Source organism: Corynebacterium sp. LK28 (genome assembly GCF_014335105.1).
Taxonomy (GTDB): domain Bacteria; phylum Actinomycetota; class Actinomycetes; order Mycobacteriales; family Mycobacteriaceae; genus Corynebacterium; species Corynebacterium macclintockiae.
Window position 1 is genome coordinate 38,493 of sequence record NZ_PDGZ01000010.1, and the last position, 25,568, is coordinate 64,060.

Consider the following 25,568-nt stretch of genomic DNA (forward strand, 5'->3'; position numbering starts at 1 on the left):
GAAGGATTTTCGATGCAGATCGATCCGCAGCTATCCGAATTCTCCGACTTGGCCTTCCGCACAGCGGAGGCTTTGTACCTGCTGGCGCTCGCCGTCTCCCTGGTCTTCTACGGGATGGTTCGCGCAGGTGCGGACCGCCGCCGTCAGCGCGCAGAGGAGCTGGAGAAGCTGCAGGCGGAGCAGGCGACAAACGTGGCATCTCCCGCCAAGGTGGCCGTTGGCGCAGGTGCTGCGGGCGATGTGGCCGACTCGGATGTCGCCGATGCCGGTGAGGTCACTGGCGACGACATTGAGCCCGACTTTGCTTCCTTCGAGGCACAGCTGCCGGAGCGTCTGCGTTCCGAGAGTATCTCCAAGACCCTGGATCGCGCCGACAAGCTCGGCGGCATCACCCAGTCCCTGGTCTGGCTGGCCATCGCAATCCACGCAGTGTTTGTGATTCTGCGTGGCCTGGCCGCCAGCCGTTTCCCGTGGGGAAACCTCTTCGAATACGTCGGCGTGGTCACCCTGTTCGCCATGATCATCGCGGCCTCGATGGTTCGTCGGAAGGCCATGCGCGTCATGTGGCCGTGGATCCTGACCCCGGTCGTTGGTCTATTGTTCTACGCGGGAACCAAGCTGTACGCGGAGACCGCCCCGGTGGTTCCGGCGTTGCAGTCTTACTGGTTCATCATCCACGTATCCGTGGTCTCTATTGGCGCCGGCATTGGCTTGATCTCCGGCGTGGCTTCCCTGATGTACCTGCTGCGTCACGCGAACCCGAAGGGCGAGGAAAAAGGCTTGCTGGGCACTGTTGCCGCCCCGTTGCCGGAGGCCACCAAGCTGGATACCCTGGCCTATCGCACTGCCGTGTGGGCGCTGCCGATCTTCGGTCTGGGCGTCATCTTCGGCGCTATCTGGGCGGATGCCGCCTGGGGTCGTTTTTGGAACTGGGATCCGAAGGAGACCGTCTCCTTCATCACCTGGATCCTGTACGCCGCCTACCTGCATGCCCGCGCCACCCCGGGTTGGCGCGGCCCGAAGTCCGCGTGGATCAACGTTTTTGCTTTCGCGACGATGGTCTTCAACCTTTTCTTCATCAACATGGTGGTCTCTGGCCTGCACTCTTACGCCGGCCTGAACTAATCGCCAGGGGGTAGCGTGAGCAGATTTTCTACCGTCCTCGTCACTGGCGGGGCGGGCTTCATCGGTGCAAACTTCGTCCACCGCACGTTGGAGACCAGGCCGGATGTCAAGGTTCTTATTTTTGACGCCCTCACGTACGCAGCCAATCCACTGAATCTGCGCACGGACGATGGCACCCCGCTGGAGGTTGTCTATCCGGGGCGGGTGGAGTTTATCGAAGGTGACGTGGCGGACGCGTCGGCTTTCCGGGCAGCCCTGGAGCGGGCGATTGTGATTGCCGAGCCTGTAGGGTCTGTGGGAAGCAAAGGCACTGCCGAGCTCCAGCAGTCCGCCGCCGACCGGGTGGCGATCGTGCACTTTGCGGCGGAGAGTCACAACGATAACTCCTTGGCCACGCCCGCGGTCTTCGCCCGCAGCAACGTGGAGGGCACCCTGAACGTCGCCCAGGCGGCCGCTGACTTCGGGGTGCGCCTGCACCACATTTCCACCGACGAGGTCTTCGGCGACCTCGCCCTGGACGATCCGAATCGCTTCACTGTGGACACTCCATACAACCCCTCTTCGCCCTATTCGGCGTCGAAGGCGGCGGCGGATCACTTCGTCCGCGCCTTTGTGCGTTCGCGGGGGCTAAAGGCCACGATCTCCAACTGCTCGAACAACTACGGCCCGCGCCAGCACCCGGAGAAGTTCATCCCCCGCCAAATCACGGGGCTGATTGAGGGACATCGTCCTCGCTTGTATGGCACGGGGGAGAACGTCCGCGACTGGATCCACGTAGACGATCACAACGACGCTGTCTGGGCGATCCTGGATTCCGGCGAGCTGGGGCAGACCTACCTCATCGGCGCGGAGGGGGAGCGCTCTAACCTACAGGTCGTGCAAGACCTGCTGGGGCTCTTCGGCCGTCCAACAGATGACTTTGTGCACGTCACCGACCGTCCTGGCCACGATCGCCGCTATGCGATTGATCCCAGCAGCATTGCCGAACTCGGGTGGCAGCCACGCTTCACGGACTTCGCCTCCGGGCTTGCCGAAACGGTGGAATGGTACCGCCGCAATGAAAAGTGGTGGGTTGAGTCCAGGGCGGCGTCCGAAAAGAAATACCGCGACAACGAACGCGAGATAGACCCCCGTAAGCAGGGAAGGCTTGACTAACTTAGTAAACCCTATGTAAGATTCGGCTAACTGTAGCGTTCGCTGAACCTGACATTAAAGGGAAGAATGGCAAAGAATCGCATTAAGATGCTCGCCGCGCTGGTGGCGGTGGGCATGTCCGTAGCGGCATGTGGCTCTACGGAAGACAACGGCACCTCCAACAACCTGAATAGCGAAAACTCGATCACTATCGAGGACAACAACGGCGAACTGCAGGTGCCTAAGAACCCGAAGTCCGTGGTTGCACTGGACAACCGCAGCTTCGAGATCCTTAACGAGTGGGGAGTGGAGCTGACCGCAGCGCCGAAGAAGCTGGTCCCGGCGAGTGTCACCGACTACAAGGAAAACGAGGGAATCAAGGACCTCGGCAACCACAAGGAGCCTGACTTCGAGGCCCTAGTGGCAGCCCAGCCGGACCTGGTGATTAGCGGCCAGCGTTTCTCGAGCCACGACGAGGAGATCAAGAAGCTGGTCCCGGACGCAGCCGTTGTGGAGCTGGAGCCCCGCGAAGGCAAGCCCCTGGACGAAGAGCTGATCCGCCAGATCACCACCCTCGGTGAGGTCTTCGACAAGAAGGACGAAGCCGAAAAGATGGTGAAAGACTTCAAGGGCGCGAAGGAGCGTGCGAAGAAGGCCTACGACAAGCTGGATGGCGGTAAGAAGGTCATGGCCGTCAACGTCTCCGGCGGAGAAATCGGCTATGTTGCGCCGCACGTCGGTCGCGTATGGGGGCCGGTGTTCGACTGGCTGGGAATGGATCCGGCGCTGAAGGTTGACAACGCCTCTAGCAACCACGAGGGCGATGACATTTCCGTCGAGGCTATCGCGAAGGCGAAGCCGGACTGGATGCTGGTGCTAGACCGCGACGGTGCAATCAACGCCGACAAGCCGGATTATTCCCCGGCCGCGGATGTGATCAAGCGCGCCGATGCGCTGAAGGGTGTGCCGGCGCTGAAGGACAACCACGTCCTGGTGGCACCGCAGGATACGTACATCAACGAGTCGATTACGACGTACACCGAGATCCTGAACTCCCTGGCAGATGCCTTCGAGGGGAAGAAGTAACACACTAGAACTAGCACGCGAGAACGCTACAGAAAGTGGATTGACCAGCCGAAAATGACTGCTCAGAGCACTACGTCACCCGAGGTTCACGACGAACCTCGGGTTGCGCGTACCCGGGGAAAGCTCGTCGACTGGAAGTTCCTGGTTGCCGCGGCGGTTGTCGGGGCGCTGCTGGTTGCCAGCCTGCTGGTCGGTGAGTACGACGTGTTCAACGCGCACGACGGCATCGACATGTTTTCGATCACTCGCGTACCGCGCACCATAGCCCTGGTGTTGGCGGGCGCGGCGATGGCGATGTGCGGTCTGGTGATGCAGATGTTGACGCAGAACCGCTTCGTCTCTCCGACCACCACCGGCACCACAGAATGGGCGGGCTTGGGTCTGCTGTTCGTGATGATCGTCTTCCCGGGCGCGACCGTAATGGGGCGAATGGTCGGCGCAGTGGTGTTCTCCTTCGTCGGCGCGATGGTGTTCTTCTTCTTCCTGCAGCGAGTATCGCTGCGTTCCTCCCTGATCGTGCCGATCGTGGGAATCATGCTGGGCGCAGTCGTCTCTGCGGTATCCACTTTCGTTGCCCTGCAGACGGACATGCTGCAGCAGCTGGGCGTGTGGTTTGCGGGCAGTTTCACCTCGGTCTATAAGGGCCAATACGAGGTGCTGTGGGTGGTGCTGCTGGTCGTGGTGGGCGTGTTCCTACTGGCTGACCGGCTGACCCTGGCTGGCTTGGGCGAAGACTTCGCTACCAGTGTGGGCATGAACTACCGGCGGATCGTGCTGGTCGGTACCGTGATGGTGGCCATCGCCGTGGGTGTGGTGACCGTCGTGGTGGGCAACCTGCCTTTCCTGGGATTGATCGTGCCGAATATCGTCTCGATGATCCGCGGTGATGACCTGCGCAGCAACCTGCCGTGGGTGTGCCTGGTGGGTATCGCCACCGTGGCCGCGTGTGACCTGCTGGCCCGCACTCTGATTTCGCCTTTCGAGATCCCCGTCTCCGTGGTGTTGGGCATCGTCGGCGCCGTGGTGTTCGTTGTGCTGATTGTGAGGAACCGCTGATGGCTAACCGAACCCTCGAGCGCTTGGTGCCGCAGCGCCTGCTTTCCGGAGTGTCCGACCGTTCGTCGGGCGCGTTTCCCACGCAGTCCGCGGCGGCGAAGTACTGGGTGATCCTGGGGATCATCGTCGTGCTGGGTGTGGCCTCCGCGGTGGGGCTGCTGGCGTACGGCAACCCGATGCCTTTTGGCTCGCGTGGGTTCTGGCTGCTGGCGGAGCGCCGCATGAACGCGGTGATTGCTATCGCCATCGTCGCGGTCGCCCAGGCCGTGGCCACGGTGGCTTTCCAAACGGTGACGAACAATCGCATCATTACTCCGTCGATCATGGGCTTCGAGTCGCTGTATGTTGCCATCCACACCTCCACCGTGTTCTTCCTGGGCGGAAGTGGGCTGGTGGAGGCCCGCACCATGACTACCTACATTGTTCAGCTGGTCCTCATGGTCGGGTTTGCCCTGCTGCTGTATTCCTGGTTGCTGACCGGCAAGAACGCGAACATGCACGCGATGTTGCTGGTGGGCATCGTTATCGGGGCAGGCTTGGGGTCGGTGTCTACCTTTATGCAACGCTTATTGACGCCCAGCGATTTCGACCTGCTGACCGCCCGACTATTCGGATCGGTGAATAACGCGGAGCCAGAGTACTTTCCGATCTCTATCGCCCTAGTGGCCGTGGCCGCGAGCGCGCTGCTGCTGATGTCCCGCAAGCTCAATGTGCTGGCGTTGGGGCGCGATGCGACAACGAACCTGGGCATTAATCACCGCGGGCAGTCGCTTGCGGTGTTGATCTTGGTCGCAGTGTTGATGGCTGTGTCCACTGCGCTTGTCGGGCCGATGGCATTCCTGGGCTTCCTGGTGGCAACTCTGGCTTATCAGTTCGCCGGTACCCCGGATCACCGTTACGTCTTCCCGATGGCCATCGCCACGGCATTCTTCGTGCTGGCGGGTGCGTACTTTGTGATGAATCACATCTTCTACGCCCAGGGCGTGGTTTCGATCATCATTGAGCTCGTCGGCGGATCCGTGTTCCTCTACGTCATCCTCAGAAAGGGGCGACTGTGATCAAGCTATCCGAGGTGGCCAAGAAATATAGCGACGCCACCGGCTCCGGCGCCCACATTGGTCCCGCGAACCTGGAAATCCCCGCGGGCGGCGTGACCTCCCTAATCGGGCCCAATGGCGCGGGCAAGTCCACCCTGCTGACGATGATGGGGCGGCTGCTGGATCTGGATGAGGGCACCATCGAGGTCGCCGGCTTCGACGTGAGCACCACCAAGTCGAAGGACCTGGCGAAGGTGCTGTCGATCCTGCGCCAGGAGAACCACTTTGTCACCCGACTGACCGTCCGCCAGCTGGTGGGCTTCGGCCGCTTCCCGTACTCCAAGGGGCGGCTGACGCGGGAGGACGAGGGCATCATCTCCACCTACATCGACTTCTTCAACCTTCGGGAGTTGGAGAATCGCTACTTGGATCAGCTGTCCGGCGGGCAGCGCCAGCGTGCCTATGTGGCGATGGTGCTATGCCAGGAGACCGACTATGTGCTCTTGGATGAACCGCTGAACAACCTAGACATTGCACACGCAGTGCAGATGATGAAGCACCTGCGCCGGGCGGCCTCGGAGTTCGGCCGCACCATCATTGTGGTGCTGCATGACATTAACTTCGCAGCGAAGTATTCCGACCACATTTGTGCGGTCAAGGATGGGCAGATCGCCCAATTCGGCACCCCGGCAGAACTGATGAATGATGAGCTGCTGAGCGACATCTTCAACACCCCCGTCACCGTCGTCGACGGCCCGGATGGGCCGATGGCCTGCTACTTCTAGGACGCTGCACAACCTTGCCGTTGGTTGTCCGGTAGCGCCGCTAAAGTAGAGGCCATGACTGAAAACACTCCGTGCACCGAAGAACTACTGGCTGCCGCTGAACCCGGCAGCATCGTGGATCTGCCCATCCCCGGAGCATGGGCGTACGTGCCCAAGGTGCATGGTGACGGTCGCGGGAGTTTCCACGAAAGCTTCAAGGCAGAACTGTTTGGCCAGAAGCTGGGATATCCGTTCGAGGTCGCACAGGGCAACCTTTCGCGTTCTTCCCGCGACGTAGTGCGCGGGATTCACTTGGCGGATGTCCCCCCGGGGCAGGCGAAATTCGTCAGTTGCCTGTCGGGTGCCATCACGGACGTCCTGGTGGACGTGCGCGTGGGCTCGCCGACGTTCGGCCAGTACATCACCGTAGAACTGTCGGCCGAGAACAACGTCAGCGTGTACGTGCCCCTGGGGGTGGGCCACGGGTTCCGCGCACACGATGACCAGACGACCGTGAACTACTTGGTTACCGAGGCTTACAACCCGCAGAGGGAATACGGGATCGACCCGTTTGACGCCGATTTGGCTGTCGCGTGGGGCGTCCCTAAGAAACAAGCCGTGCTGTCCGACAAAGATAAAGAGGCACCTAGCCTCAGCGAGGTGCGCGACCGACTGCCCCAATACCGCGAGGTCAGGGCGTGGGAGGCGCAGCTGCGCGCGGACTGGGCCGAGGCCTTGCAAGAGGCCGAGCAGTGGGAAGGCGCACAGGGGGAAAACAGCTGATGAAGGGCATCATCCTCGCCGGGGGAACCGGTTCGCGGCTATGGCCGATCACGCAGGGCGTGTCCAAACAACTGGTGCCCGTGTACGACAAGCCGATGATCTACTACCCGCTGACCACCCTGATGTTGGCGGGGATTCGCGACATCCTGGTGATCACGACGGGCGCGGATGCACAGCAGTTCCGCGGGCTGCTGGGCGATGGCTCGCAGTTCGGCGTGCGGATCAGCTACGCGGTGCAGGACCAGCCGAACGGCCTGGCCGAGGCCTTCATTGTGGGCGAGGACTTCATCGGGGACGACTCGGTGGCGCTCGTGCTGGGCGACAACATCTTCTACGGCACCGGCCTGGGAACCCAACTGCGACGCTTCCACAACCCCAACGGCGGGGCGATCTTTGCTTATTGGGTTGCGGAACCTGAGGCCTATGGAGTGGTGGAGTTCGACCGCGAAGGCACCGCTCTGAGCCTGGAAGAAAAACCGGCTGAGCCGAAGTCCAACTACGCCGTGCCGGGGTTGTATTTTTACTCCAACGACGTGGTGCGCATCGCCAAATCCCTGGAACCCAGCGACCGCGGGGAGCTAGAAATCACCGACATCAATCGTCGCTACCTGGCCGAAGGGCGCTTGCACGTGGAGGTGCTGCCACGCGGAACCGCCTGGCTGGATACCGGGACGGTGGATGACCTGGCCGCCGCCGGCGACTTTGTCCGCGCGGTTGAGCAGCGCCAGGGGCTGAAGATCAGCTGCCCGGAGGAAGTCGCCTGGCGGCTCGGATATATCGACGATGCGGAGTTGGGTGAATCCGCACGCAAGCTGGGCAAGAGCGCCTACGGGCAGTACCTCGGCGCGCTGCTGAAGCGTGGGAAAGAGCGTTAGAAGCACATGGCTATTTCGATTGAGACGATCCCGGAGATGGTGGCGCGGACGTGGCGCGACCTGGAATGGACCGGCCAGCGCGTGCCGAAGCAGGGGATCGACCATGCGGTGGTGATCCTCGACGGGCTGCGTTCCAAGGAATACGAGCTCAATGACATGCTGCCCGAATCCGTGGTGGTGCGTGTGCCCTTCGAAGAGGAATACCGCACCCAGGCGATGCTGGAATCCTCCCTCATCGCGCAGCTTTTCCGCCGCACTAAGGTGCGCGTGCCGGGGACGGTGCGGCAGGCCTATGCGCGGGGGACTTTCAACACCGCCGAGCCCGTGATGCTGACGATGCAGACCGAAGTGCTGGGCCAGCCCCTTAGCGCCGAGCTGTGGCAGAGCTTGTCCGCCAGCCAGCGCGCGTGGGTAGCCGAACAACTGGGCAGCCTGCTGGCGACCATGCATGCCTTCGACCCGGACGTGCTGCCCATCAGCCGGGTGGATTCCTGGTGGTCCGACGGCGCTGCGACGAGCACCCTGAACCGCGTTCCGCGCACCCTGCCCGGCAAGCTGGAGTTGATGAAGCAGCGCGTGGTGGAGGTCGTTGCCCCGCACCTATCCGCGGCGGAAATCGACTTCGTTGAGCGCGTATTCGCCCAGGTAGACGACATGCTTGCCCGCCCGTACCAGCAGCGCGCCCTGAACCACGGCGAACTGCATGAAGATCACATGCTGTGGACGGCCGAGGGCGGCGTGGGAGTGATCGACTTTTCCGACATGACCGTCGGCGACCCCGCCCTGGACTACGCGCACTTCGCCGGTATTTCGCCCAGCCTGCCGGGGATGGTCTACGAGCAGGCCATCATTCAGCACGAGCAGCGCCGCCAAGCCCCCGCCGTGCCGGGAGTACCGCCGCCGATGCCGGGGCCGCTGTATCGCGCGCCGGGTGGTGGGCGCACATCAGAAAGCACCGAGGATACGGATGTTCTGCGCCGCGCGGCAGTCTACAAGGACTGGGACAACATCTTCCTGCTGATCGACCACTATCGCACGGGCCGTTCGCCGCGGGTGGAGCTGCTCTAGTTACGCTCCGTCTTTCGGATCCTGCGCGTCTCGTTCGTTGTCGCGCTTGTCGTAGCCGCGCGCTTCTCGCCGCTGCTGCTCGCGGAGTTCCTGGCGCCGCTTACGCTCGGCCTCCTCGGCCTCTTTGGCTTCCTGCGCGCGCCGCTTCTTGAAGCGCTCTTTCTCGATGTTCCACAGAAAGTCCGGATCGTCGTCCGGCCCCTTGTGGGTGATTTCTTGCGACTTTTTCTTCGTGACGCCCCTACGGCCGAACGGCGAACCATTCCCCCAGGTCTGTGGCCCGAATGCCTTCCACAGCAGCACAATCGTGACGATGACCAAGAAGAAAAGCAAAAGTCGACCCATGCCGATCATCCTAGTGGATAGGCTCTGAAATGCCGGTGGAACAGACTCGTGATTACCCCAAGCCCCTGGGGTAAACGTAGGGTTAGGTGCGTGACTAACGATGATGTGAACCCGAAGAACAACAGCGCGGCAGAGGATACAAGCACTGTGGCTGACACTGCTGTTGCTGGCGATGAGGGCGTCAAGAAAAAGGACGAAGGGAACCTGGACAAGGGCAAGGCAGTCCGCGATGTGGCGCTGTACGCATTCCTGCGCCTCCTTCTGTTCCTGGTGCTGACGTTCATCATTCACTCGATCGTGATTCTGCTGGGCATGGCGAACTACTTCCCGCTGCTGCTGAGCATGACGTTGGCGCTGATCCTGGCTCTGCCGTTGTCCATGTTTATGTTTAAGGGACTGCGACTGCGCGTGACCGAGCAGGTGGCTCGGTGGGACGCCGACCGTAGGGCTCACAGGCAGGGTCTCCGCGACCAACTGCAGGAGCGCCTGGACGACTAGACTCGCTGCCATGAACGGCAAACCGCAGGACGTGGTGGTGTGGAGGGTTTGGCCCGGCAGATCGAGGACAATGTCCGCTTCCGCGGGGTGGCCTTCGGTCCGCGGCCTACGTAGCCAGCAATGCGGCGATGAACTGCAGGAGCGACCATAGCAGCATGCCTCGCCCCAACAATCCCAGCACGGGGATGAGGTCCTTGCCTTGAGCGCCACCTGTCACGGGACGGGCAGCGATGAAGAACAGGGGAGTAGCCAGCAGGGCTAGCAGCCCCCACCAGTGGCCGATGCTGATGCCGACGGTGACGATCACGGCCAGGGAAACCAGCCCCACCCACAGGCGGCGGGTGTTCGCGTCCCCCAGGCGAACGGCCAGGGTGATTTTTCCGCTTACCGAATCGGTGGGGATGTCGCGCAGGTTGTTGGCCAGGTTCACGGCACTGGAAAGGCTACCGACAGAGATAGCCAGCAGGACTCCGCGCCAGCTGATGCTACCGCTTTGAGTGAACTCCGTGCCGAGCACAGCGACCAGGCCGAAGAACACGAACACCGCGACTTCCCCCAGCCCTCGGTAGCCGTAGGGGTTCTTGCCGCCGGTGTAGAACCATGCGCCAGCGATGCACGCGGCTCCGACGAGGATCAACCACCAGGCACTCAGCACGCTTAGGGCGATGCCGGCGACCGCTCCCACGCCGAAGGAAGCAAACGCCGCATACTTGACCTTCTTCGGCTCCACGAGCCCACTGCCGGTCAGGCGAAGTGGGCCGGAGCGATCATCGTCCGTCCCCTTGATGCCATCGGAGTAGTCGTTGGCGTAGTTCACGCCTACGATCATCGCCAGGGCAACCACCCCGGCCAGCACTGCGCGCAGGGGGTTTGCTGCCCCCACCAGCGCGGCCGCAGCGGTGCCGGCCAACACGGGGGCGACAGCGTTGGCCCAGGTGTGTGGGCGTGCTCCTTCGAGCCACTGGGCTGGTGTCGCTCCGGGGTACTGCTTGGTCGTGGAGGTCATGGTCCGCCTTTCTGGGGCTTATGTGGCTAGGGGTGCCTAGCAAACCTCTTCATTCTAGTCTTCCCCCGCAGACGCATGTTCACGCAGCATCGCTGCTGCCCGTTGCCGATCGATCTTTCCTGGGCCGATAGTCGGCAGTTCGTCAACGGCCCACGCGCGCCGGGGGAGTAGGCCCCGTCCCACGCGTCCGCGCATGGACTCGCGCACTTCCGTGGTGATCTCAGTGGTACTTTCACCGCTATCGCCTTGCAAGACAACGAGCGCTCCGATTGATTCCCCAAACTCTGGGTGTTCCGGATCTTTCACGCCCGCCGCGAAGGCCAACTGCGCCCCGGGAACGTGCTGGCAAACTGCCTTTTCCACTTCCTCGGGAAGCACCTTGTAGCCTCCGGTATTGATTGCCCCGTCGGCCCGCCCCAGGATCTGCAGTTTGCCGTCGTCCAGCATCCCAATGTCGGAGGTTAAATACTCTCCCGGCGCCGGAAAAACCTCTGCAGCGACTGCCGCGTCGACGTTGCGATATCCCGCTGCCACCATGGGGCCGGTGATCCGCACGCGCCCGGCTCCGCGCTCGTCCGCGTTGTCGATGCGAACCTGCGTACCCGGCAGGCACTGGCCGTTGTACACCATGCCGCCCGCTGTTTCGCTGGAGCCGTAGGTTAGTGCGATGTGAGCCCCTGCTTCTGCCATTTTCTTTATGACGCCCCCACGCGCCGCCGCGCCACCGACCAGCACGCAGGTGTAGTGTGTCAGTGCCTGCACGGCGGCGGGGTCTGCAGCAATTCTTTCTAACTGCGCCGGTACGAGGGATGTATAGAGGTCCACGCCCGGGTATGCCTCCGCCAAAGCCCGCGTGTCTGCCGCAAATCCGGTGGCGCTAAAAGGGGTGTGTTCCAGCAAGTTCCGCGCCGCCAGCGGGGCGTAGCCTGCTCGCAGACTACGCAGCATCACTTGCAGCCCGGCGATGTGATGCGCTGGCAGTGTGAGTAACCAAGCGCCGGGTGCGCCGGAGAATTCTCTGTCGAGGAAAGCCTCGGTGGCGCGGGCGCTTGCTGTGAGTTGCCGTGGCCCCAGCAGCGCACCTTTCGGTGTGCCAGTAGAACCGGAGGTGCAGGCGATGAGGGTTCCGGGCGCCATGGCGTCTGCTTCCTTAGAGCTACCCGCACGCATCTGTTCCGGCAGGTCAGGGCAGGTGCTGCGCCAGTCTGTCGGGAGGGGGAGCAGCGCGACCTCCTCTGCGAGAAGGCGCTTCAGTGCAGTCAGAGAGGAAGCGAAGAGTTCGGGTGATTCTGCGCTGATGACAGTCGGCTGCAAGGGGAGGAGGGCGACGGTTCCGGTCATGTTGACCAATGTACAACCCGCGCCGGATAGCTCAGTCTGAACGGTGCTGCAGGTGTTAGTCGGCGTGCAGGCCGAATTCCTGCACTCGCTTCACCGTGGATTCCAATTCCGCCGGACCTGGGAGGCGCTTGTGTACTGCGAGGAAGCTTGCCTGAATGTCCTGACGGGTGGCGGGGGTCTTCCCCGTGTCGATCAGGTAGGCGAGGATATCTAGGTAAGACGGGCTGCGGGTGTCCAAGGCGTTCAAGAAGGGGGTCGGGAGGTCACGGTTTGCTTTGAGGTAGATGCGGTATTCCTCCGGGAGGGGGAGGGTATCGTCTGCCGTATGGTCGTGTGCGGTGGTGGCTGGGTCGGGGACCTCTGTGTTGTCTAGCGTCCGGAGCTTCGCCCGGAGCTGAGTGAATGGGTTGAACACGATGCGCGCTCTCCTTCCTGGTCTCAAATCGTGAAGTATTTAAAGCTAGAACATAGGGTAGTTAACAACAGTGGGGAACGTCAAGCATTTTTTGTGCCCACCTTATTGGGGATTTGAGGAAGAAATGCGCAAACCCCGCAGAGAGGGTTAGCAACCCTGTCTGCGGGGTAAAAGAAGCGAACTTGAGGGTCTAAGCGCTTACTTGGAGCCCGGCCACTGCGTAGTTGGCGCCTCGGGGTCCGCAGGATTCGTATTGCCGCCGTTGGTGTTGGACTCAAAGGAGTTCTTTACCGGCTGGGCATTGCCAGTGTTCGTGCCGCCCGTGGCGCCAGAGGCACCATTGTTGCCACTGGTGCCGGTGTTGCTAGGAGCACTGCTGGTGCCGGTAGCGCTGGTAGGAGTGGGGCTATTCCACTGACCGTAATTAGTGGTGGATCCAGCGTTGGAGCTAAAGGGGTTGTTATTCGTCTGCTGCCCACCGGAAGTGCTGAAAGAGTTGCCGGTGGAGTTACTGAAGGTGTTGCCAGCCGGGGCGCCTGCCGAGCTAAAGCTGGAGTTATTCGGCGCGAAAGGCTGGTTGCTATAAGCAGTCTCGGTGCTCTTCGCTTCCTGTTCCTTACGTGCCTTGCGGGCGCGGAAGGGCGTCATAAACAGGTAGTCCAAACTGTAGGTGCCAGCGCCGTGAGCTGCCAGAGCGAGGCCCGCGGCGCCCAGAATACCGACGAGCTCCCACCCGCCGTCAGCGATGAAAATACCCTTGCCCCAGTGGGCAAAGCCGAAGGCGAAAGCCATCTGGATAAAAAGCAGCGGGCCGATGATGCGAACTAGCAGGCCCAGGATCAGAAGTACGCCACCGGCGAGCTCGAAATACGTCGCGACCTGCGCGGCGATGTTGGCCGAGGGTACGCCCATGCCCTCGAAAGATTTCGCGGTGCCCTCGATCGTCCAGGAGTTGTACTTCTGCCAACCGTGTGCGACTAACACCACACCCACCAGGATGCGGGAGATCAGAATGCTGACGTCCTTAAAAATGTTCATGAAAATAACGCTACCAATTAACCAGCACCATGGCCTGGCAAAAGTGTTCGTCTGGTGGTAGGCCTCCCGGACAGCCCCGCTAGTAGTAATACGGGAAGTCGTCCCAGTTCGGCTCGCGCTTTTCCAGGAAGGCCTCCTTGCCCTCGACCGCCTCGTCGGTCATGTAGGCCAGGCGCGTGGCCTCACCCGCGAAGACCTGCTGGCCCATCAGCCCATCGTCGGTGAGGTTGAAGGCGAACTTCAGCATGCGTTGCGCTGTTGGGGACTTGGTGTTGATCTTTCGCGCCCACTCAATGGCGGTGTCCTCCAGGTCCGCGTGGTCCACTACCCGGTTAACGGCGCCCATCTGGTGCATGGTTTCGGCGTCGATGGCCTCGCCGAGGAAGAAGATCTCGCGGGCGAACTTCTGGCCCACCTGCTTGGCCAGGTAGGCGGAGCCATAGCCTGCATCGAAGGAGCCCACGTCGGCGTCCGTCTGCTTGAACCTCGCATGCTCGCGGGAGGCGAGAGTTAGGTCGCACACCACGTGCAGGCTGTGCCCGCCCCCAGCAGCCCAGCCGTTAACCAGGCAGATCACAACCTTCGGCATCGTGCGGATTAAGCGCTGCACCTCCAGGATGTGCAGGCGGCCGCCCTCGACCTTCGCGCGAGCTTCGTCCACCCCTTCTGCGCCAGCGGCGGCTACGTCGTCGTTGTGCTCGGTGGCGTACTGGTAACCGGAACGGCCACGGATGCGCTGATCGCCGCCGGAGCAAAACGCCCAGCCGCCGTCCTTCGGGGACGGCCCGTTACCGGTCAGCAGGATCGTGCCGATATCCGGGGTGCGGCGCGCGTGATCCAGCGCCCGGTACAACTCGTCGACGGTGTGTGGACGGAAGGCATTGCGCACCTCAGGGCGGTCAAAGGCGATGCGCACAATGCCGTTGGCGCGGCCCTCGCCGACGTGGCGGTGGTAGGTGATGTCCGTGAAGTTGTCTACGCCCGGCACATCGACCGGGCGCCACAGCTCGGGGTTAAAGGGGTTGCTGCTGGAGTTCGTCATGCCCGCTATTCTATCGGCCGACCTCTTTTGGCAAGGTAGGAAGCATGTATAGCCCTTCTACTTTCGTACTGCCGCCGCTCGCCGATCTTGAGGAGCGCGCGGAGGTAGTTGCCTTACCGATGCGGGTGCCCTTCCGTGGTGTGGCTACCCGCGAGGCTCTTCTTATTGACGCCCCGTCCCAGTGGGCAGAGTTCGCCCCCTTCCCGGAGTACGAGCCGGCCGAGTCCTCCCTGTGGCTGCGCTCGGCAATCCACTTTGGCTATGGTGGTGGCGATATCGGTGGCGGCACAGATCTTTCCGAACGCTGGGTGCCCGTGAACGCGACCATTCCAGCGGTCGATGCCGCAGCCGATCCGGGAGTGATCGATGACCTCATGGCTCGCTACCCCGGATGCACCACGGTGAAGATCAAGGTGGCGGAGAAAACCGCCCTGGCCAAGGATCCTGCAGCCAGTATGCGTCAAGACATTCAGCGCGTCCGCGCTGTCCGCGAGTGGTACGCCGAACAGGGAGTAGTCGCGCCGCGGATCCGCATGGATGCCAATGGCGGGTGGACGGTCAGTCAAGCCCTCGAGGTGGTGGAAACGCTGGCCGCAGACGGTCCGCTGGACTACGTGGAACAGCCATGCCCCAGCACCGCAGAGTTGGCGGAGGTGCGCCAAAGCCTCATGCGCCGCGGCCTGTTTGTCCGCGTTGCAGCGGATGAGGCCATTCGAAAGAGTGGGGATCCGCTTGCGGCCGTGCGGGAGGTCACGGAGGCCGGAGCCTGCGATGTTGCGGTGCTTAAAGTTCCTCCCCTGGGCGGCGTAGATCAGCTGCGCAGAGTGGCCACGGAAGTGGCCGAGCGGGGGATCTCCATCACGGTGAGTTCTGCACTAGATACCGCGGTGGGGCTCGGGGCAGGGCTGCAAGCGGCGGCCAGCCTGTTCTACGTCGACGACGACGGAATGGTCGCCGAACCCAATGCCGCTGGCCTGGCTACGGGAACTCTGTTTGAAAGTGACCTCGCCGAGCGGCAGATCGTCGACGGTCGCATCCAAGCTTGTGCCGTGGCTCCCGATTCGGATCGCCTGGCCGAGTTCCGAGTTACCGGCGAGCGTCGGGATTGGTGGATGGATCGCCTGCGTGCTGCGTATCGCATTCTGGAAAGCCAGGAGGCGCTTTAACACTGTCCGAGGCAAGGTTGTCCGGGGCGGAAGGTAGATTGTGGAACTGTGACTAACACCGATAGGACTAACTCTGAAGGTTCCTCCCAGCGGTTCGCCGCTGCGCTAGCCAGCCCTGTCGCCGTGCGGGCGGGTCTGGTTCTGGTCGACCAATTGATCCGCAGCGGGGTGCGCGAGGCCGTGCTGTGCCCAGGGTCGCGCAATTCCCCGCTGAACCTCGCTTTCGTGGAAGCCGAAAGAGTTGGACGGGTCCGGCTGCACGTACGCACCGACGAGCGTTCGGCGGCTTTTTTGGCTCTCGGGTTGGCCAAGGTGGCGCGCCAGCCGGTGCCGGTTGTGATGACGTCCGGCACCGCCGTGGCCAATTGCCTACCGGCGATGGTGGAAGCCACGCTGTCCGGAGTTCCACTGTTGGTGCTGTCGGCCAATCGACCACTTTCGATGGTGGGGACGGGCGCGAACCAAACCATTGACCAGGCGGAGCTCTTTGGTAGCCATTCCGTATGCACTCTGAACACGGGGGAGCTGGCGCTGGAAGGCCGCGCGGCCGACGCTGGCGCTGGTGACAATAACGCGGGCGACGCTACAGACGCAGTAGCGGAGCTCCGCGACCTGGTGCGCAAGCTAATCGCTGCAGCAACGGACCCAATCGACGGTGGTGGAGCCCACCTGGACGTTCCCTTGCGGGAACCGCTCGTGCCGCCGACGCTGGATGAGCTATCACTGTGGGCGGGGGAAATCGCAGGGGCTGCAGAGTCAGCAGAGTCTGCAGAAACAGACGGTGCAGCAACAACAGTCAAAACCCCCGCGTACACGCCCCGCGCCTTGCCTTTTGGCCAGGTAGAGGTGGATCTTTCCCTCCGCACGCTGGTCATCGCCGGATCGGTGGCCGATACTGCCTGGGCTCGTTCGATCATGGACGAGCTAGCCGATGTGCCAACCATCGCGGAGCCCGTCGCGCCCGCACCCGACTTCCCCGTGCATAGCGCGGCCGTCGACATGTTCAGCACCCAGGTCGTCAGCGATGGAGAACACTCGGCGGTCACCACCCCGGAACAGATCGTGGTGATCGGCCGGCCAACCCTCCACCGTGGCGTCACAAAGCTCCTGGCCAACAAAGACATCCACGTCATCGCCCTCAGCGATACCCGCAACGTGACAGACGTATTCGGCAACGTCGATCAGGTCGGCAGTACCGTCCGCCCCCGCGGCGAGCAGCCGGAAAGCTGGCTGCAGGTCGCCCGCGCCATCAGCGACATGGGCGTAAATCAAGTTCGCGACGGGTTGGCGAAGCACGACCCATTCACCGCAGTGCATGCCGTGGCCGTTGTTGCGGACGCCCTCCGCGACGGGGACCTCTTGGTTCTGGGGGCGTCTACGACGGTGCGGGATGCGTCCCGCGCCGGGCTGCCCTTTGACGGGGTACGGGCGATCGCCAACCGCGGGGCGGCGGGGATCGACGGAACCATCTCCACGGCGGTGGGGGCGGCGATGGCGCACGCTCACTCCGACCCGACCGCAATCCGTGCACCGCGCACCATCGCAGTGATGGGGGATCTGACCTTCGCCCACGACCTGGGTGGCCTGAACATCGGGCCACTGGAGCCGCGGCCCGATAACCTGCTGATCGTGCTGACCAACGACAGTGGCGGCGGGATCTTCGAAACCCTCGAACCTGGTGCGGATGATCTACGCACCTTTGCCGACGGCACCGCCGCCTTCGAGCGCGTATTCGGCACCCCGCTGGACCTGGACTTCGCCGAACTGTGCGCCGGATTCGGAGTGGAACACAAGCTTGCTAGCAGCGTGGAAGAGCTCGCTGACGCCATCGAAGAGCACGCTGAGCTCGGCGGAAACGGGATCACGGTGCTGGAAGTGAAGGTGGACAGGCGTGGGCGTCAAGAAATAGAAAAAAGAATTGCGGGTAAGCGATGAATCGCGTGAGGAACGCCGAGCTCACGCCGAAACAATTCCGTGCGGCCCGTAGGCTGCGGCGCGCGAAACAGGCCGTGATTGCGCTGACCGGGTTGGTGATCTTGGTGTGCGGCGGCATGATCGTGACCTCGGCGATCGACGACTATGCGATTTCGCGTGACAAGGGGGAGGCGACGGCGGAAGTAGTGTCCGTGCAGACCCTGCGAACCACTGTGCGTTTCCGCGATGCCGACGGCAACTATCAGCAGCCCGAGGAAGGGTTGAAGTACCCGTCCGGGCTGGAAGAAGGGCAAAACGTAAAGGTCGAATACCAGGTCAGCGACCCCGAGAACGTGAAGGTTCAGGGGAGGGGGTGGACGTTGGCATTCCTGCCAGCGCTGTCCTCCATGTCCGCCGGGCTGCTTGTCTGCGCCGTCCTGTCGCTACTGATCCGGCGCTGGCAGAAGAAGCATGTATTTTGGGGCCGAAAGTAACCTTTTGTTTCCCTAGACTTGTTAATGTTTTTACCCAGAAGAAACGCTGGTGTGACCTACAAAAGGGATACTGAAGGGTATGCGAGTTGCAATTGTCGCCGAGAGCTTTCTGCCCAACGTCAACGGAGTGGTTAATTCCGTACTCCGAGTGCTAGAGCATCTGCGTGCCAACGGGCACGAAGCCCTGGTTATCGCACCGGGGGCGAAGAAGGGACAGGAAGAAATTGCAACCTACGAGGGCTTCCGCATCGCCCGCGTGCCCGTAGTGGATGTGCCGGGCATTAACTCCCTGCCGATCGGCGTGCCCATGACGAACCTTTACACGGAGCTGAAGAAGTTCCAGCCGGACGTTGTGCACCTAGCCAGCCCCTTCGTCCTGGGCGGTGCAGGCGCGGTAGTGGCCAAGGCGCTGAAGCTGCCGTGCGTGGCGATCTTCCAGACCGACGTTGCCGGATTCGCCAACAACTACAAGATGAAGTTCCTGTCCAAGATGGCATGGCGCTGGGTGCGAGTCATGCACAACATGTGTGCCATGACGTTGGCCCCGAGCTCCGTGACGATGCGCGAGCTGGAAGAACACCGCGTGCGCGGCGTGGCGCACTGGGGGCGTGGCGTGGATACGGAGCGCTTCAACCCGGCCAAGCGCTCTGCGGAACTGCGGCGCGAATGGCTGCTGGAAGGCGAGCGTAAGCGCGGCAGCACGACGAGCGCGGACGCGCTGGAAGCGAACCGGAAGATCGTCGGCTTTGTAGGCCGACTGGCTGCGGAGAAGTCCGTGGAGCGCATGGCAGCCCTGAACGGGCGGGACGATGTGCAGCTGGTCATCGTCGGCGATGGCCCGGAGATGGACGAGCTGAAGGCCCTGATGCCCTCCGCAGTATTCACCGGTGGGCTGTATGGCGAAGACCTGGCCCACGCGTTCGCCAGCCTGGACATCTTCGTGCACACCGGTCAGTTCGAGACTTTCTGCCAGGCGATCCAGGAGGCCCAGGCTTCCCGCGTGGCGACGATCGGCCCGGCCGCCGGTGGCCCCATCGACCTGATCAAGCCAGGCCACAATGGCTTCCTGCTGAATGTGGAGAACTTCGAGGCAGAGCTGGTCGAGGCTGTGGATTCCATCCTGGCCGGTGGCCTGGATTCCTACCGCGACAATGCCTTCGAGGGCGTGCAGAACAAGAGCTGGGCCAGCCTGTGCGACCAGCTGCTTGGCTACTACCGCCAGGCCATTGCGCAGGGTGGCAAGGCTGCGCCGCGGACGAACTCGCAGCGTGACTTCACGGGCGTGCGGGAGGTTCCCCGCCCGACCGCCGACGAGACCGAGGTCGAGGTAGCGGCTGAGCTCGTCGCGCGCACCAATGCCGAGCAAGCCACGCAGGTCAGCGCTGAGCCCGTCGCGAAGTAGGCGAAACGCCCGCGCTAAGATGTGAGTCGTGTCTCGGGCAAGTCTGGAAAAGAAACCGCAGGAAGTCGCGTCGATGTTCGACGCGGTCGGCAAGAACTACGACCTCACCAACACGGTGCTGAGCTTCGGCCAGGATCGTTATTGGCGCATCCGCACCCGCAAGCGCCTGGACCTTAAGCCCGGTGACCTGGTGCTGGACCTAGCCGCTGGCACTGGCGTTTCCACCGAGGAATTCGCCCGCACCGGCGCCACTTGTATCGCCTGCGACTTCTCCTTCGGGATGCTCGCCGCAGGTTCCCACCGAGATGTCCCGATGGTGTGCGCGGACGGCACGAACCTGCCTTTCGCGGACGAGACCTTCGACGCGGTGACCATCAACTACGGACTGCGCAACATTGTGGACTTCCGCGCCGGCCTGCGTGAGATGGCGCGCGTCACGAAACCGGGCGGCAAGCTCGCCGTCGCGGAGTTTTCCACCCCAGTTATTCCGATCTTCAAGACGGTCTACAAGGAATACCTGATGCGCGCCCTGCCAAAGGTCGCAAAGCTTGTCAGCTCCAACGCGGAGGCTTACGAATACCTCGCCGAATCGATCCGCGCCTGGCCTGACCAGGAGGAACTCGCTGCGGAGATCCGCGATTGCGGTTGGACCGAGGTCGGTTGGCAGAACCTCACGGGCGGCATCGTAGCCCTCCACAGTGCTATTCGCCTCGAAGCCTGACTAGCCCCGCGCCGTCGTTCTGCGGCGCAATCTAGCCCCGCGCTGCAAAGGGTTTATCGATCGGCGCGAGGTTCACTACTCGCCCCGCGCCCCGCCACAGCCTGGCCGCCACGTCGCGGTCCTCGGCGCTCACTAGGTTGCCCATCAGGCGCGTGGCCACCCCCATCGCACGATTCGCCAGCGGCCCGCGCATGCCGATCGGCCCGAGCGCACTCATCAGCCCCGGCATCGTCAGAACCACCGCCAGCCGCCGCGCTAGCCCGAACGCCTCGCCGTAGTGTTTCTGCAGCTGATCCGTCCATTCTGGCTCTATACCCGCGCCGTTGTTGCTCTTTATTCTGGACGCCCACCGCTCCGGTCCGCCCCACTCGTCAACCAATAACCGAACCAGCAGCTCGGCGGATTCCAAGGCGTAGTCGATGCCTTCGCCATTCAGCGGATTGACGAGCGCTGCCGTGTCTCCAATGGCGGCCCAGTTGGGGCCTGCCACGCGGCTGACAGCCCCACCCATGGGCAGTAGTGCGGAGGTGATAGACGTCGGTTCTCCGACGATGCCCCACTCATCGCTGACTTGGCGCGCATAGTCGCGCAGTAGTTTCTTGGTGTTCACCTTCGCCGGGCGCTTGGTGGTGGCCAACACGCCACAGCCGAGGTTCGCCTTGCCAATGCCTTCAACTGTGGCGAGGTTGCTACCTGTCCCTTCAGCCGGGTTGCCCAGGGGGAACACCCAGCCGTAGCCCGGTTGGGCCGTGCCCGAAGAGTCGTTGAGCTCCAGGTGCGAATGGATCCACGGCTCGTCTCCGAAGGGAGTGTCGATGTAGCTGCGGGCCGCGATGCCATGCACTAGCCCCTTATCCCACTGCACCCCCAACTTGCGGGCGATGCCGCTGCGCACGCCTTCTGCCAGCACAAAGAAACGTCCGCGGATCTTCACTGAAGAGGCAGCGCCAGTGCCCTGGGGGGCTTCGCCCGTGCGAGTGCCAGCGACCTCGCTGAGTTGCTGGGTTACTGGATCCGAGGTGGCGTCCATAACCTTGGCCTGGATAAAACGCGCACCCGCAGCGATGGCAAGGCGGGCCAGAGCGGCGTCGAGGCGCGAGCGGGGGATGGCCGAACCGCGCTGCGGGAAGCTGCCCGAAGGCCAGGGTGCGGTGACGGAACCGCCGAAACCGTGCAGCTTGAGGCCCTGAATGTGTGGGGCGCCGTTCAGTAGGTGGAGCGCGCCCATCGATTCCAAAGCGGCGACGGCGCGCGGGGTGAGGCCATCGCCGCAGGTCTTGTCGCGCCCGTGGGGGAGGGAACCCGTGGCGCTGTTGTCAGTGCTGCCAGTACTGCCAGTGCCCGGTGTTGGACCCGGTGCTGTGTCCGATCCTGTGCCCGGAACGTCGGCCATGTCCACCATCACCACATCCAAACCGGCGCGAGCAGCGTGGAAAGCAGCAGCGGAGCCGGCCGGGCCAGCGCCCACGACAACGACATCACAGGTCACAAGATTGGAGGTTTCAGCGGCGGGGGAGTTCATCGACACCCATTGTTCCACGCGGGTGCGGGAGCGGTGGCGTCGGTACTGGGTAGGCGTCTGGGCAGATGCCAGGGGAGACACTTCGGCAGACGCAGGCGTCGACACGGGAACACGCGGGTTAAACACCGTCTGGGTAATGGACTAAAGTGTCCGTAGACACGTAAAGACCACATGTGAAAGACCGCATGTGAAGTTCAAGAGGAAAAGACGAGGCTGACCACGGACATGCCAAGTGCCACACCCCGTAAACCGGCGCTCCCTGACGTCGGGGACGCGCAACTCAACGAGGCCTTGGGCCAGTCGATGCAGCAGGTTGAACGGTTGCTGAAGGACCGGTTGTCGGTTGGCGAATCCTTCCTCACCGACAAGATCAGCCATCTTTTCGACGCAGGTGGTAAGCGCTTCCGTGTGATGTTTGCACTGCTGGCGGCCCACTACGGTGAAAACCCGACGGCGCGGCAAGTCAACGAGGCTGCCGCGGTGGTGGAGCTAACCCACCTGGCTACGCTCTACCACGATGACGTTATGGACGAGTCCGACCAGCGCCGCGGGGCGGAATCCGCCAACAAGCGCTGGAACAACTCCGTGGCCATCCTGGCGGGCGATTACCTGTTTGCGATTGCCAGCGACATCATGGCAAAGCTGGGCACCGAAACGGTGCAGCACTTCGCGGAGACCTTCCGGGAGCTAGTGACCGGGCAGATGCGCGAAACCGTCGGCGCTCGCGAGGGGGAGGACGAGATCGAGCACTACCTGACCGTCATTCAGGAGAAGACGGGCGTGCTGATCGCTTCCGCCGGTTGGCTGGGTGCCTTGCACAGTGGCGCTTCCGACGAGCACCGCGACGCGCTGTTCCAGTTCGGCCGGAATGTTGGCCAGATCTTCCAGATTGTCGACGACATCATCGACATCTGGGCCGATCCGGAGGTTTCCGGCAAGCAGCCTGGCACGGACTTGCGCGAGGGCGTGTTTACTCTGCCGGTTCTTTACGCAATGCAGCAGGATGACGCCACAGGGGCGCGACTGCGCGAGATCCTCACCGGACCGGTGACGGATGATGAACTGGTGGACGAGGCGCTGGAGCTTATCCGTGGCTCCGAAGGCCGCGACAAGTCCTTCGAGGTCGTCCAGCGGTACCGCCAGTACGGCGAAGACGAGCTGGCCAAGCTGCCAGACAATCGGGTGACCGATGCGCTGCGGCGCCTGATGGACTTCGCCTTGGAGCGGTTAGGGTAGCTGATGTAATTGCTCCCAGTGGGGCTCCCGGAGGGGCTTTTGCGCTGGCGATTTGCATAAGTTGGGGCGACTCGTAGTAGAGTTACCAGCGCACCGAATGGTGCATGCCAGATTGCCCGAGCGGCCAAAGGGAGCGGACTGTAAATCCGCCGGCTCTGCCTTCGTTGGTTCGAATCCATCATCTGGCACAAAGCCAAATGGCAAACAACAACCCGGTGGTTACTTCCCTGTGTGGGGGTGGCCACCGGGTTTTGATATGTCCGGGGGCGCGTTTTTGGCCCCGGGGAGGGGATAGATGTCGTTCTAACGACATTTGTGGCGAAGAGTGCCGAACTTGCACCTAAAATGAGGCTGGAATGGCCGCCTGGCCAGCCGATTTGTGTAAAACGTAGCTGGGTGGTTAAGCTAACTCAGGCTTCAAGCGATGCGGTTAAAACAATCCGCAGAGCAAAAAGAAGTATTGCCCCCTTAGCTCAGTCGGCAGAGCGTTTCCATGGTAAGGAAAAGGTCGACGGTTCGATTCCGTCAGGGGGCTCTGTCATTTTATGCGCACCGTCACGCGACGTTAGACACAGACCGTTGACGGTCCGTAGGAAAGTGGCGTCGATGGCGGTGTAGCTCAGCTGGTTAGAGCGCACGACTCATAATCGTGAGGTCGAGGGATCGAGTCCCTCCACCGCTACAAACTAGAAACAAAACCACCCGGTGATCAAAGTCACCGGGTGGTTTTGTGTTTGCTCCCCCTAGCCCCGCCCCCTTTAGCTCCAGTCCCCTTAGCCCCAGCGCCCGCACCCCATTTGGTTGCGCACTCGTAACCCTGCTATTGTTTTGGAACGTTGCACTGACTGCATGGCGCAGGAAGGAACGAACCCGGATAACGGGGTCAACTTCGGCGCTCGCAGCATGTTGCTTCACCTATGTTGATCTGGTCGCGTACACTCGTGAATCAGAACTTCGATAGGGGCGTGGCTCAATTGGCAGAGCAGCGGTCTCCAAAACCGCAGGTTGCAGGTTCAAGTCCTGTCGCCCCTGCACGATCTTCCTTGTAGGTACCTTTAAGGAGAACTCAGACGTGAGCGACGAGAGCAAAAAGACCGCAGCCGGCGATTCCGGCAAGGGCGGCAGCCTTCGTCCGTCCGGTAAGCGCCAGGTGGCCGGCGAGGCCACGACGTCCCGCGCGGTTGCAAACTCCAGCTCCAAGGCGCCGGAGGTTGTTAAGACCAGGAAGAACCCTTTTAGCGCCATTGCGGATTACATCCGCGGCGTGATCTCTGAGATGGGCAAGGTGATTTGGCCCACTGGCCGTGAGATGGTGAACTACACCATCATCGTGCTGCTGTTCCTCGTCTTCGTTTGCGCCCTCGTTGCAGGTACTGACTGGGCCGCTAGCTGGGGCTTGCAGCAGATCATGCGCTAACGTGTTACACTAGCGAACATCAATTCTTACACCGCCTTCGCCGCCCGGCGATAGGCGGATTTTTAATGGATGGAGGGTGCTTCCATGACCGAAGAAAACCAGAACAACGAGGCCGTCAGCGCAGAGAGTCTTGCTGCGGCCGCGCAAGAAGACGTACAGCAGGCTGTTGCTGAGGCGCACCAGGACGTTGCAGGTGCTGAGGCTGAGGGCGTCACTAGTAACGACGCCGCAGCCCCAGCTACCGAAGGGGCCGAAGAAGCGGCGACGGCTGAGGGTGCCGAGGCTTCCGAGAGCGGCGAGGGTAACGAGGCAGAGAAGTCTGCCGAGGACGCGGCGATGGAGGCGTACAAGACCCGCCTGCGCCAGTTCATGCGCCAGCTGAAGAAGCTGCCGGGCGACTGGTACATCATCCAGTGCTACTCCGGCTACGAGAACAAGGTGAAGACCAACCTGGAGATGCGCGCGCAGACCCTGGGAGTGGACGAGCAGATCCACGAGGTCGTTGTGCCGATCGAAGAGGTTGTGGAACTGCGCGACGGCAAGCGCAAGATCGTCAAGCGCAAGCTGCTGCCGGGCTACGTGCTGGTGCGTATGTCTCTGGAGGACGCCTCGTGGTCCGTCGTCCGCGATACCCCTGGTGTGACCAGCTTCGTTGGCAACGAAGGCAAGCCGACCCCGGTGAAGATCCGCGAGGTTGCGAAGTTCCTGCTGCCGCCGGAAACCGCGAAGCCGCAGGAGACCGAGGATGGCGAAGAGATTCCGGCAACCGGCGTGGACGTTTCCTCCACCGGTGTGGCCACCCCGCCGAAGCCGGCCAGCGAGCAGGTTGTGGTGGACTACGAGGAAGGCGAGTCCGTCACCATCCTGTCCGGTCCTTTCGCTTCCGTCTCTGCAACCATCAGCGAGATCGATACCGAGAACAACCGACTGAAGGCCATGGTCTCCATCTTCGGCCGTGAGACCCCGGTTGAGCTGGAATTTGATCAGGTAGAGAAGCTGAACTAGAGTTATGCAGGTTGTCTGCGGGTTTAGCTCGCAGATCGACAGGCAAGTTTTACATCCTCCGGTGGCCGGTGAAACTCC

General features: G+C 62.4%; 25 protein-coding genes and 4 tRNA genes. 22 read left to right on the top strand and 7 right to left on the bottom strand.

The genetic code is table 11. The features are described 5' to 3' along the window. Positions 1-12: 12 nt before the first annotated feature. From ccsB to CRD15_RS04940, 9 genes are all read left to right on the top strand, one after another. Positions 13-1,125, top strand: coding sequence for a c-type cytochrome biogenesis protein CcsB (gene ccsB / locus CRD15_RS04900; RefSeq protein ID WP_187402060.1), 1,113 nt, complete (start codon positions 13-15; stop codon positions 1,123-1,125). Between the two features lie 15 nt (positions 1,126-1,140). Continuing rightward, positions 1,141-2,280: a dTDP-glucose 4,6-dehydratase gene (locus CRD15_RS04905; protein WP_187402061.1), complete on the top strand. Its 1,140-nt coding sequence runs from the start codon at positions 1,141-1,143 to the stop codon at positions 2,278-2,280. Between the two features lie 66 nt (positions 2,281-2,346). After that, on the top strand, positions 2,347-3,345 hold the full coding sequence (locus tag CRD15_RS04910) for a siderophore ABC transporter substrate-binding protein (RefSeq protein ID WP_034975583.1): 999 nt from the start codon (positions 2,347-2,349) through the stop codon (positions 3,343-3,345). 54 nt (positions 3,346-3,399) lie between these two features. Continuing rightward, positions 3,400-4,401 (top strand): ABC transporter permease, encoded by a 1,002-nt coding sequence (locus CRD15_RS04915; RefSeq protein WP_034971032.1) that lies wholly within the window; start codon positions 3,400-3,402, stop codon positions 4,399-4,401. Further along, on the top strand, positions 4,401-5,459 hold the full coding sequence (locus CRD15_RS04920) for an iron chelate uptake ABC transporter family permease subunit (RefSeq protein ID WP_034975581.1): 1,059 nt from the start codon (positions 4,401-4,403) through the stop codon (positions 5,457-5,459). Before CRD15_RS04915 ends, CRD15_RS04920 begins: the two co-directional genes overlap by 1 nt. Continuing rightward, positions 5,456-6,223 carry an ABC transporter ATP-binding protein gene (locus tag CRD15_RS04925; RefSeq protein WP_034971034.1) on the top strand — a complete coding sequence of 256 codons (768 nt, stop codon included), beginning with the start codon at positions 5,456-5,458 and terminating at the stop codon, positions 6,221-6,223. The genes CRD15_RS04920 and CRD15_RS04925 overlap by 4 nt, the downstream gene beginning before the upstream one ends. Before the next feature lie 54 nt (positions 6,224-6,277). Further along, positions 6,278-6,985, top strand: coding sequence for a dTDP-4-dehydrorhamnose 3,5-epimerase family protein (locus CRD15_RS04930; protein ID WP_187402062.1), 708 nt, complete (start codon positions 6,278-6,280; stop codon positions 6,983-6,985). Continuing rightward, complete coding sequence (rfbA, locus tag CRD15_RS04935) at positions 6,985-7,860, top strand: glucose-1-phosphate thymidylyltransferase RfbA (RefSeq protein WP_187402063.1); 876 nt, start codon at positions 6,985-6,987, stop codon at positions 7,858-7,860. The genes CRD15_RS04930 and rfbA overlap by 1 nt, the downstream gene beginning before the upstream one ends. Before the next feature lie 6 nt (positions 7,861-7,866). Beyond that, the gene (locus CRD15_RS04940; RefSeq protein ID WP_187402064.1) at positions 7,867-8,928 is read left to right on the top strand and encodes a phosphotransferase family protein; all 1,062 of its coding nucleotides are present in this window, start codon (positions 7,867-7,869) and stop codon (positions 8,926-8,928) included. Here the strand turns inward: CRD15_RS04940 and CRD15_RS04945 are convergent, their stop codons facing one another. Further along, entirely contained in the window at positions 8,929-9,273 is a 345-nt protein-coding gene (locus CRD15_RS04945; RefSeq protein WP_187402065.1) for a hypothetical protein, read from the bottom strand. 90 nt (positions 9,274-9,363) lie between these two features. Between CRD15_RS04945 and CRD15_RS04950 the strand changes: the two genes are divergently transcribed. After that, entirely contained in the window at positions 9,364-9,771 is a 408-nt protein-coding gene (locus tag CRD15_RS04950) for a DUF4229 domain-containing protein (RefSeq protein WP_370546814.1), read from the top strand. A gap of 106 nt (positions 9,772-9,877) precedes the next feature. On the opposite strand, the gene CRD15_RS04955 is transcribed toward CRD15_RS04950, so the two are convergent. From CRD15_RS04955 to CRD15_RS04975, 5 genes are all read right to left on the bottom strand, one after another. After that, on the bottom strand, positions 9,878-10,777 hold the full coding sequence (locus CRD15_RS04955) for a 1,4-dihydroxy-2-naphthoate polyprenyltransferase (RefSeq protein ID WP_187402066.1): 900 nt from the start codon (positions 10,775-10,777) through the stop codon (positions 9,878-9,880). A gap of 54 nt (positions 10,778-10,831) precedes the next feature. Further along, positions 10,832-12,118 carry an AMP-binding protein gene (locus tag CRD15_RS04960; protein WP_187402067.1) on the bottom strand — a complete coding sequence of 429 codons (1,287 nt, stop codon included), beginning with the start codon at positions 12,116-12,118 and terminating at the stop codon, positions 10,832-10,834. A 55-nt stretch (positions 12,119-12,173) separates the two neighbouring features. Continuing rightward, positions 12,174-12,533 (bottom strand): hypothetical protein, encoded by a 360-nt coding sequence (locus CRD15_RS04965; RefSeq protein WP_187402068.1) that lies wholly within the window; start codon positions 12,531-12,533, stop codon positions 12,174-12,176. Positions 12,534-12,731: 198 nt separating this feature from the next. Then, complete coding sequence (locus tag CRD15_RS04970) at positions 12,732-13,571, bottom strand: DoxX family membrane protein (RefSeq protein WP_187402069.1); 840 nt, start codon at positions 13,569-13,571, stop codon at positions 12,732-12,734. A 79-nt stretch (positions 13,572-13,650) separates the two neighbouring features. Beyond that, positions 13,651-14,613 carry a 1,4-dihydroxy-2-naphthoyl-CoA synthase gene (locus CRD15_RS04975; RefSeq protein WP_035006814.1) on the bottom strand — a complete coding sequence of 321 codons (963 nt, stop codon included), beginning with the start codon at positions 14,611-14,613 and terminating at the stop codon, positions 13,651-13,653. Between the two features lie 44 nt (positions 14,614-14,657). Here CRD15_RS04975 and CRD15_RS04980 point away from each other — a divergent pair, with 44 nt between their 5' ends. The 5 genes from CRD15_RS04980 (at position 14,658) to CRD15_RS05000 (ending at position 20,310) form a co-directional block, all read left to right on the top strand. Beyond that, positions 14,658-15,779: an o-succinylbenzoate synthase gene (locus CRD15_RS04980; RefSeq protein WP_187402070.1), complete on the top strand. Its 1,122-nt coding sequence runs from the start codon at positions 14,658-14,660 to the stop codon at positions 15,777-15,779. 48 nt (positions 15,780-15,827) lie between these two features. Further along, positions 15,828-17,714, top strand: a complete 1,887-nt coding sequence (gene menD, locus CRD15_RS04985; RefSeq protein ID WP_370546817.1) for a 2-succinyl-5-enolpyruvyl-6-hydroxy-3-cyclohexene-1-carboxylic-acid synthase — start codon at positions 15,828-15,830, stop codon at positions 17,712-17,714. After that, positions 17,711-18,187: a DUF3592 domain-containing protein gene (locus CRD15_RS04990; RefSeq protein WP_187402071.1), complete on the top strand. Its 477-nt coding sequence runs from the start codon at positions 17,711-17,713 to the stop codon at positions 18,185-18,187. The genes menD and CRD15_RS04990 overlap by 4 nt, the downstream gene beginning before the upstream one ends. Before the next feature lie 79 nt (positions 18,188-18,266). Continuing rightward, positions 18,267-19,589, top strand: coding sequence for a glycosyltransferase family 1 protein (locus CRD15_RS04995; protein WP_222866439.1), 1,323 nt, complete (start codon positions 18,267-18,269; stop codon positions 19,587-19,589). Positions 19,590-19,617: 28 nt separating this feature from the next. After that, the gene (locus tag CRD15_RS05000; protein ID WP_034980413.1) at positions 19,618-20,310 is read left to right on the top strand and encodes a demethylmenaquinone methyltransferase; all 693 of its coding nucleotides are present in this window, start codon (positions 19,618-19,620) and stop codon (positions 20,308-20,310) included. 31 nt (positions 20,311-20,341) lie between these two features. On the opposite strand, the gene CRD15_RS05005 is transcribed toward CRD15_RS05000, so the two are convergent. Continuing rightward, positions 20,342-21,832: an FAD-dependent oxidoreductase gene (locus tag CRD15_RS05005; RefSeq protein ID WP_187402072.1), complete on the bottom strand. Its 1,491-nt coding sequence runs from the start codon at positions 21,830-21,832 to the stop codon at positions 20,342-20,344. A 225-nt stretch (positions 21,833-22,057) separates the two neighbouring features. Here CRD15_RS05005 and CRD15_RS05010 point away from each other — a divergent pair, with 225 nt between their 5' ends. The 7 genes from CRD15_RS05010 to nusG all read left to right on the top strand — a co-directional run bounded on the left by CRD15_RS05010 (position 22,058) and on the right by nusG (position 25,490). Beyond that, on the top strand, positions 22,058-23,068 hold the full coding sequence (locus CRD15_RS05010; protein WP_187402073.1) for a polyprenyl synthetase family protein: 1,011 nt from the start codon (positions 22,058-22,060) through the stop codon (positions 23,066-23,068). Positions 23,069-23,174: 106 nt separating this feature from the next. Continuing rightward, positions 23,175-23,256, top strand: a tRNA-Tyr gene (locus CRD15_RS05015). Positions 23,257-23,530: 274 nt separating this feature from the next. Next, positions 23,531-23,603, top strand: a tRNA-Thr gene (locus CRD15_RS05020). A gap of 73 nt (positions 23,604-23,676) precedes the next feature. Next, positions 23,677-23,750 (top strand) — tRNA-Met (locus CRD15_RS05025). 277 nt (positions 23,751-24,027) lie between these two features. Next, positions 24,028-24,100: transfer RNA gene (locus tag CRD15_RS05030), tRNA-Trp, on the top strand. A gap of 40 nt (positions 24,101-24,140) precedes the next feature. Beyond that, positions 24,141-24,485, top strand: a complete 345-nt coding sequence (gene secE, locus CRD15_RS05035; RefSeq protein ID WP_034971298.1) for a preprotein translocase subunit SecE — start codon at positions 24,141-24,143, stop codon at positions 24,483-24,485. Between the two features lie 84 nt (positions 24,486-24,569). Further along, a complete protein-coding gene (nusG, locus tag CRD15_RS05040) occupies positions 24,570-25,490 on the top strand; it encodes a transcription termination/antitermination protein NusG (RefSeq protein WP_187402074.1) in 921 nt (306 codons plus the stop codon). Positions 25,491-25,568: the final 78 nt, after the last annotated feature.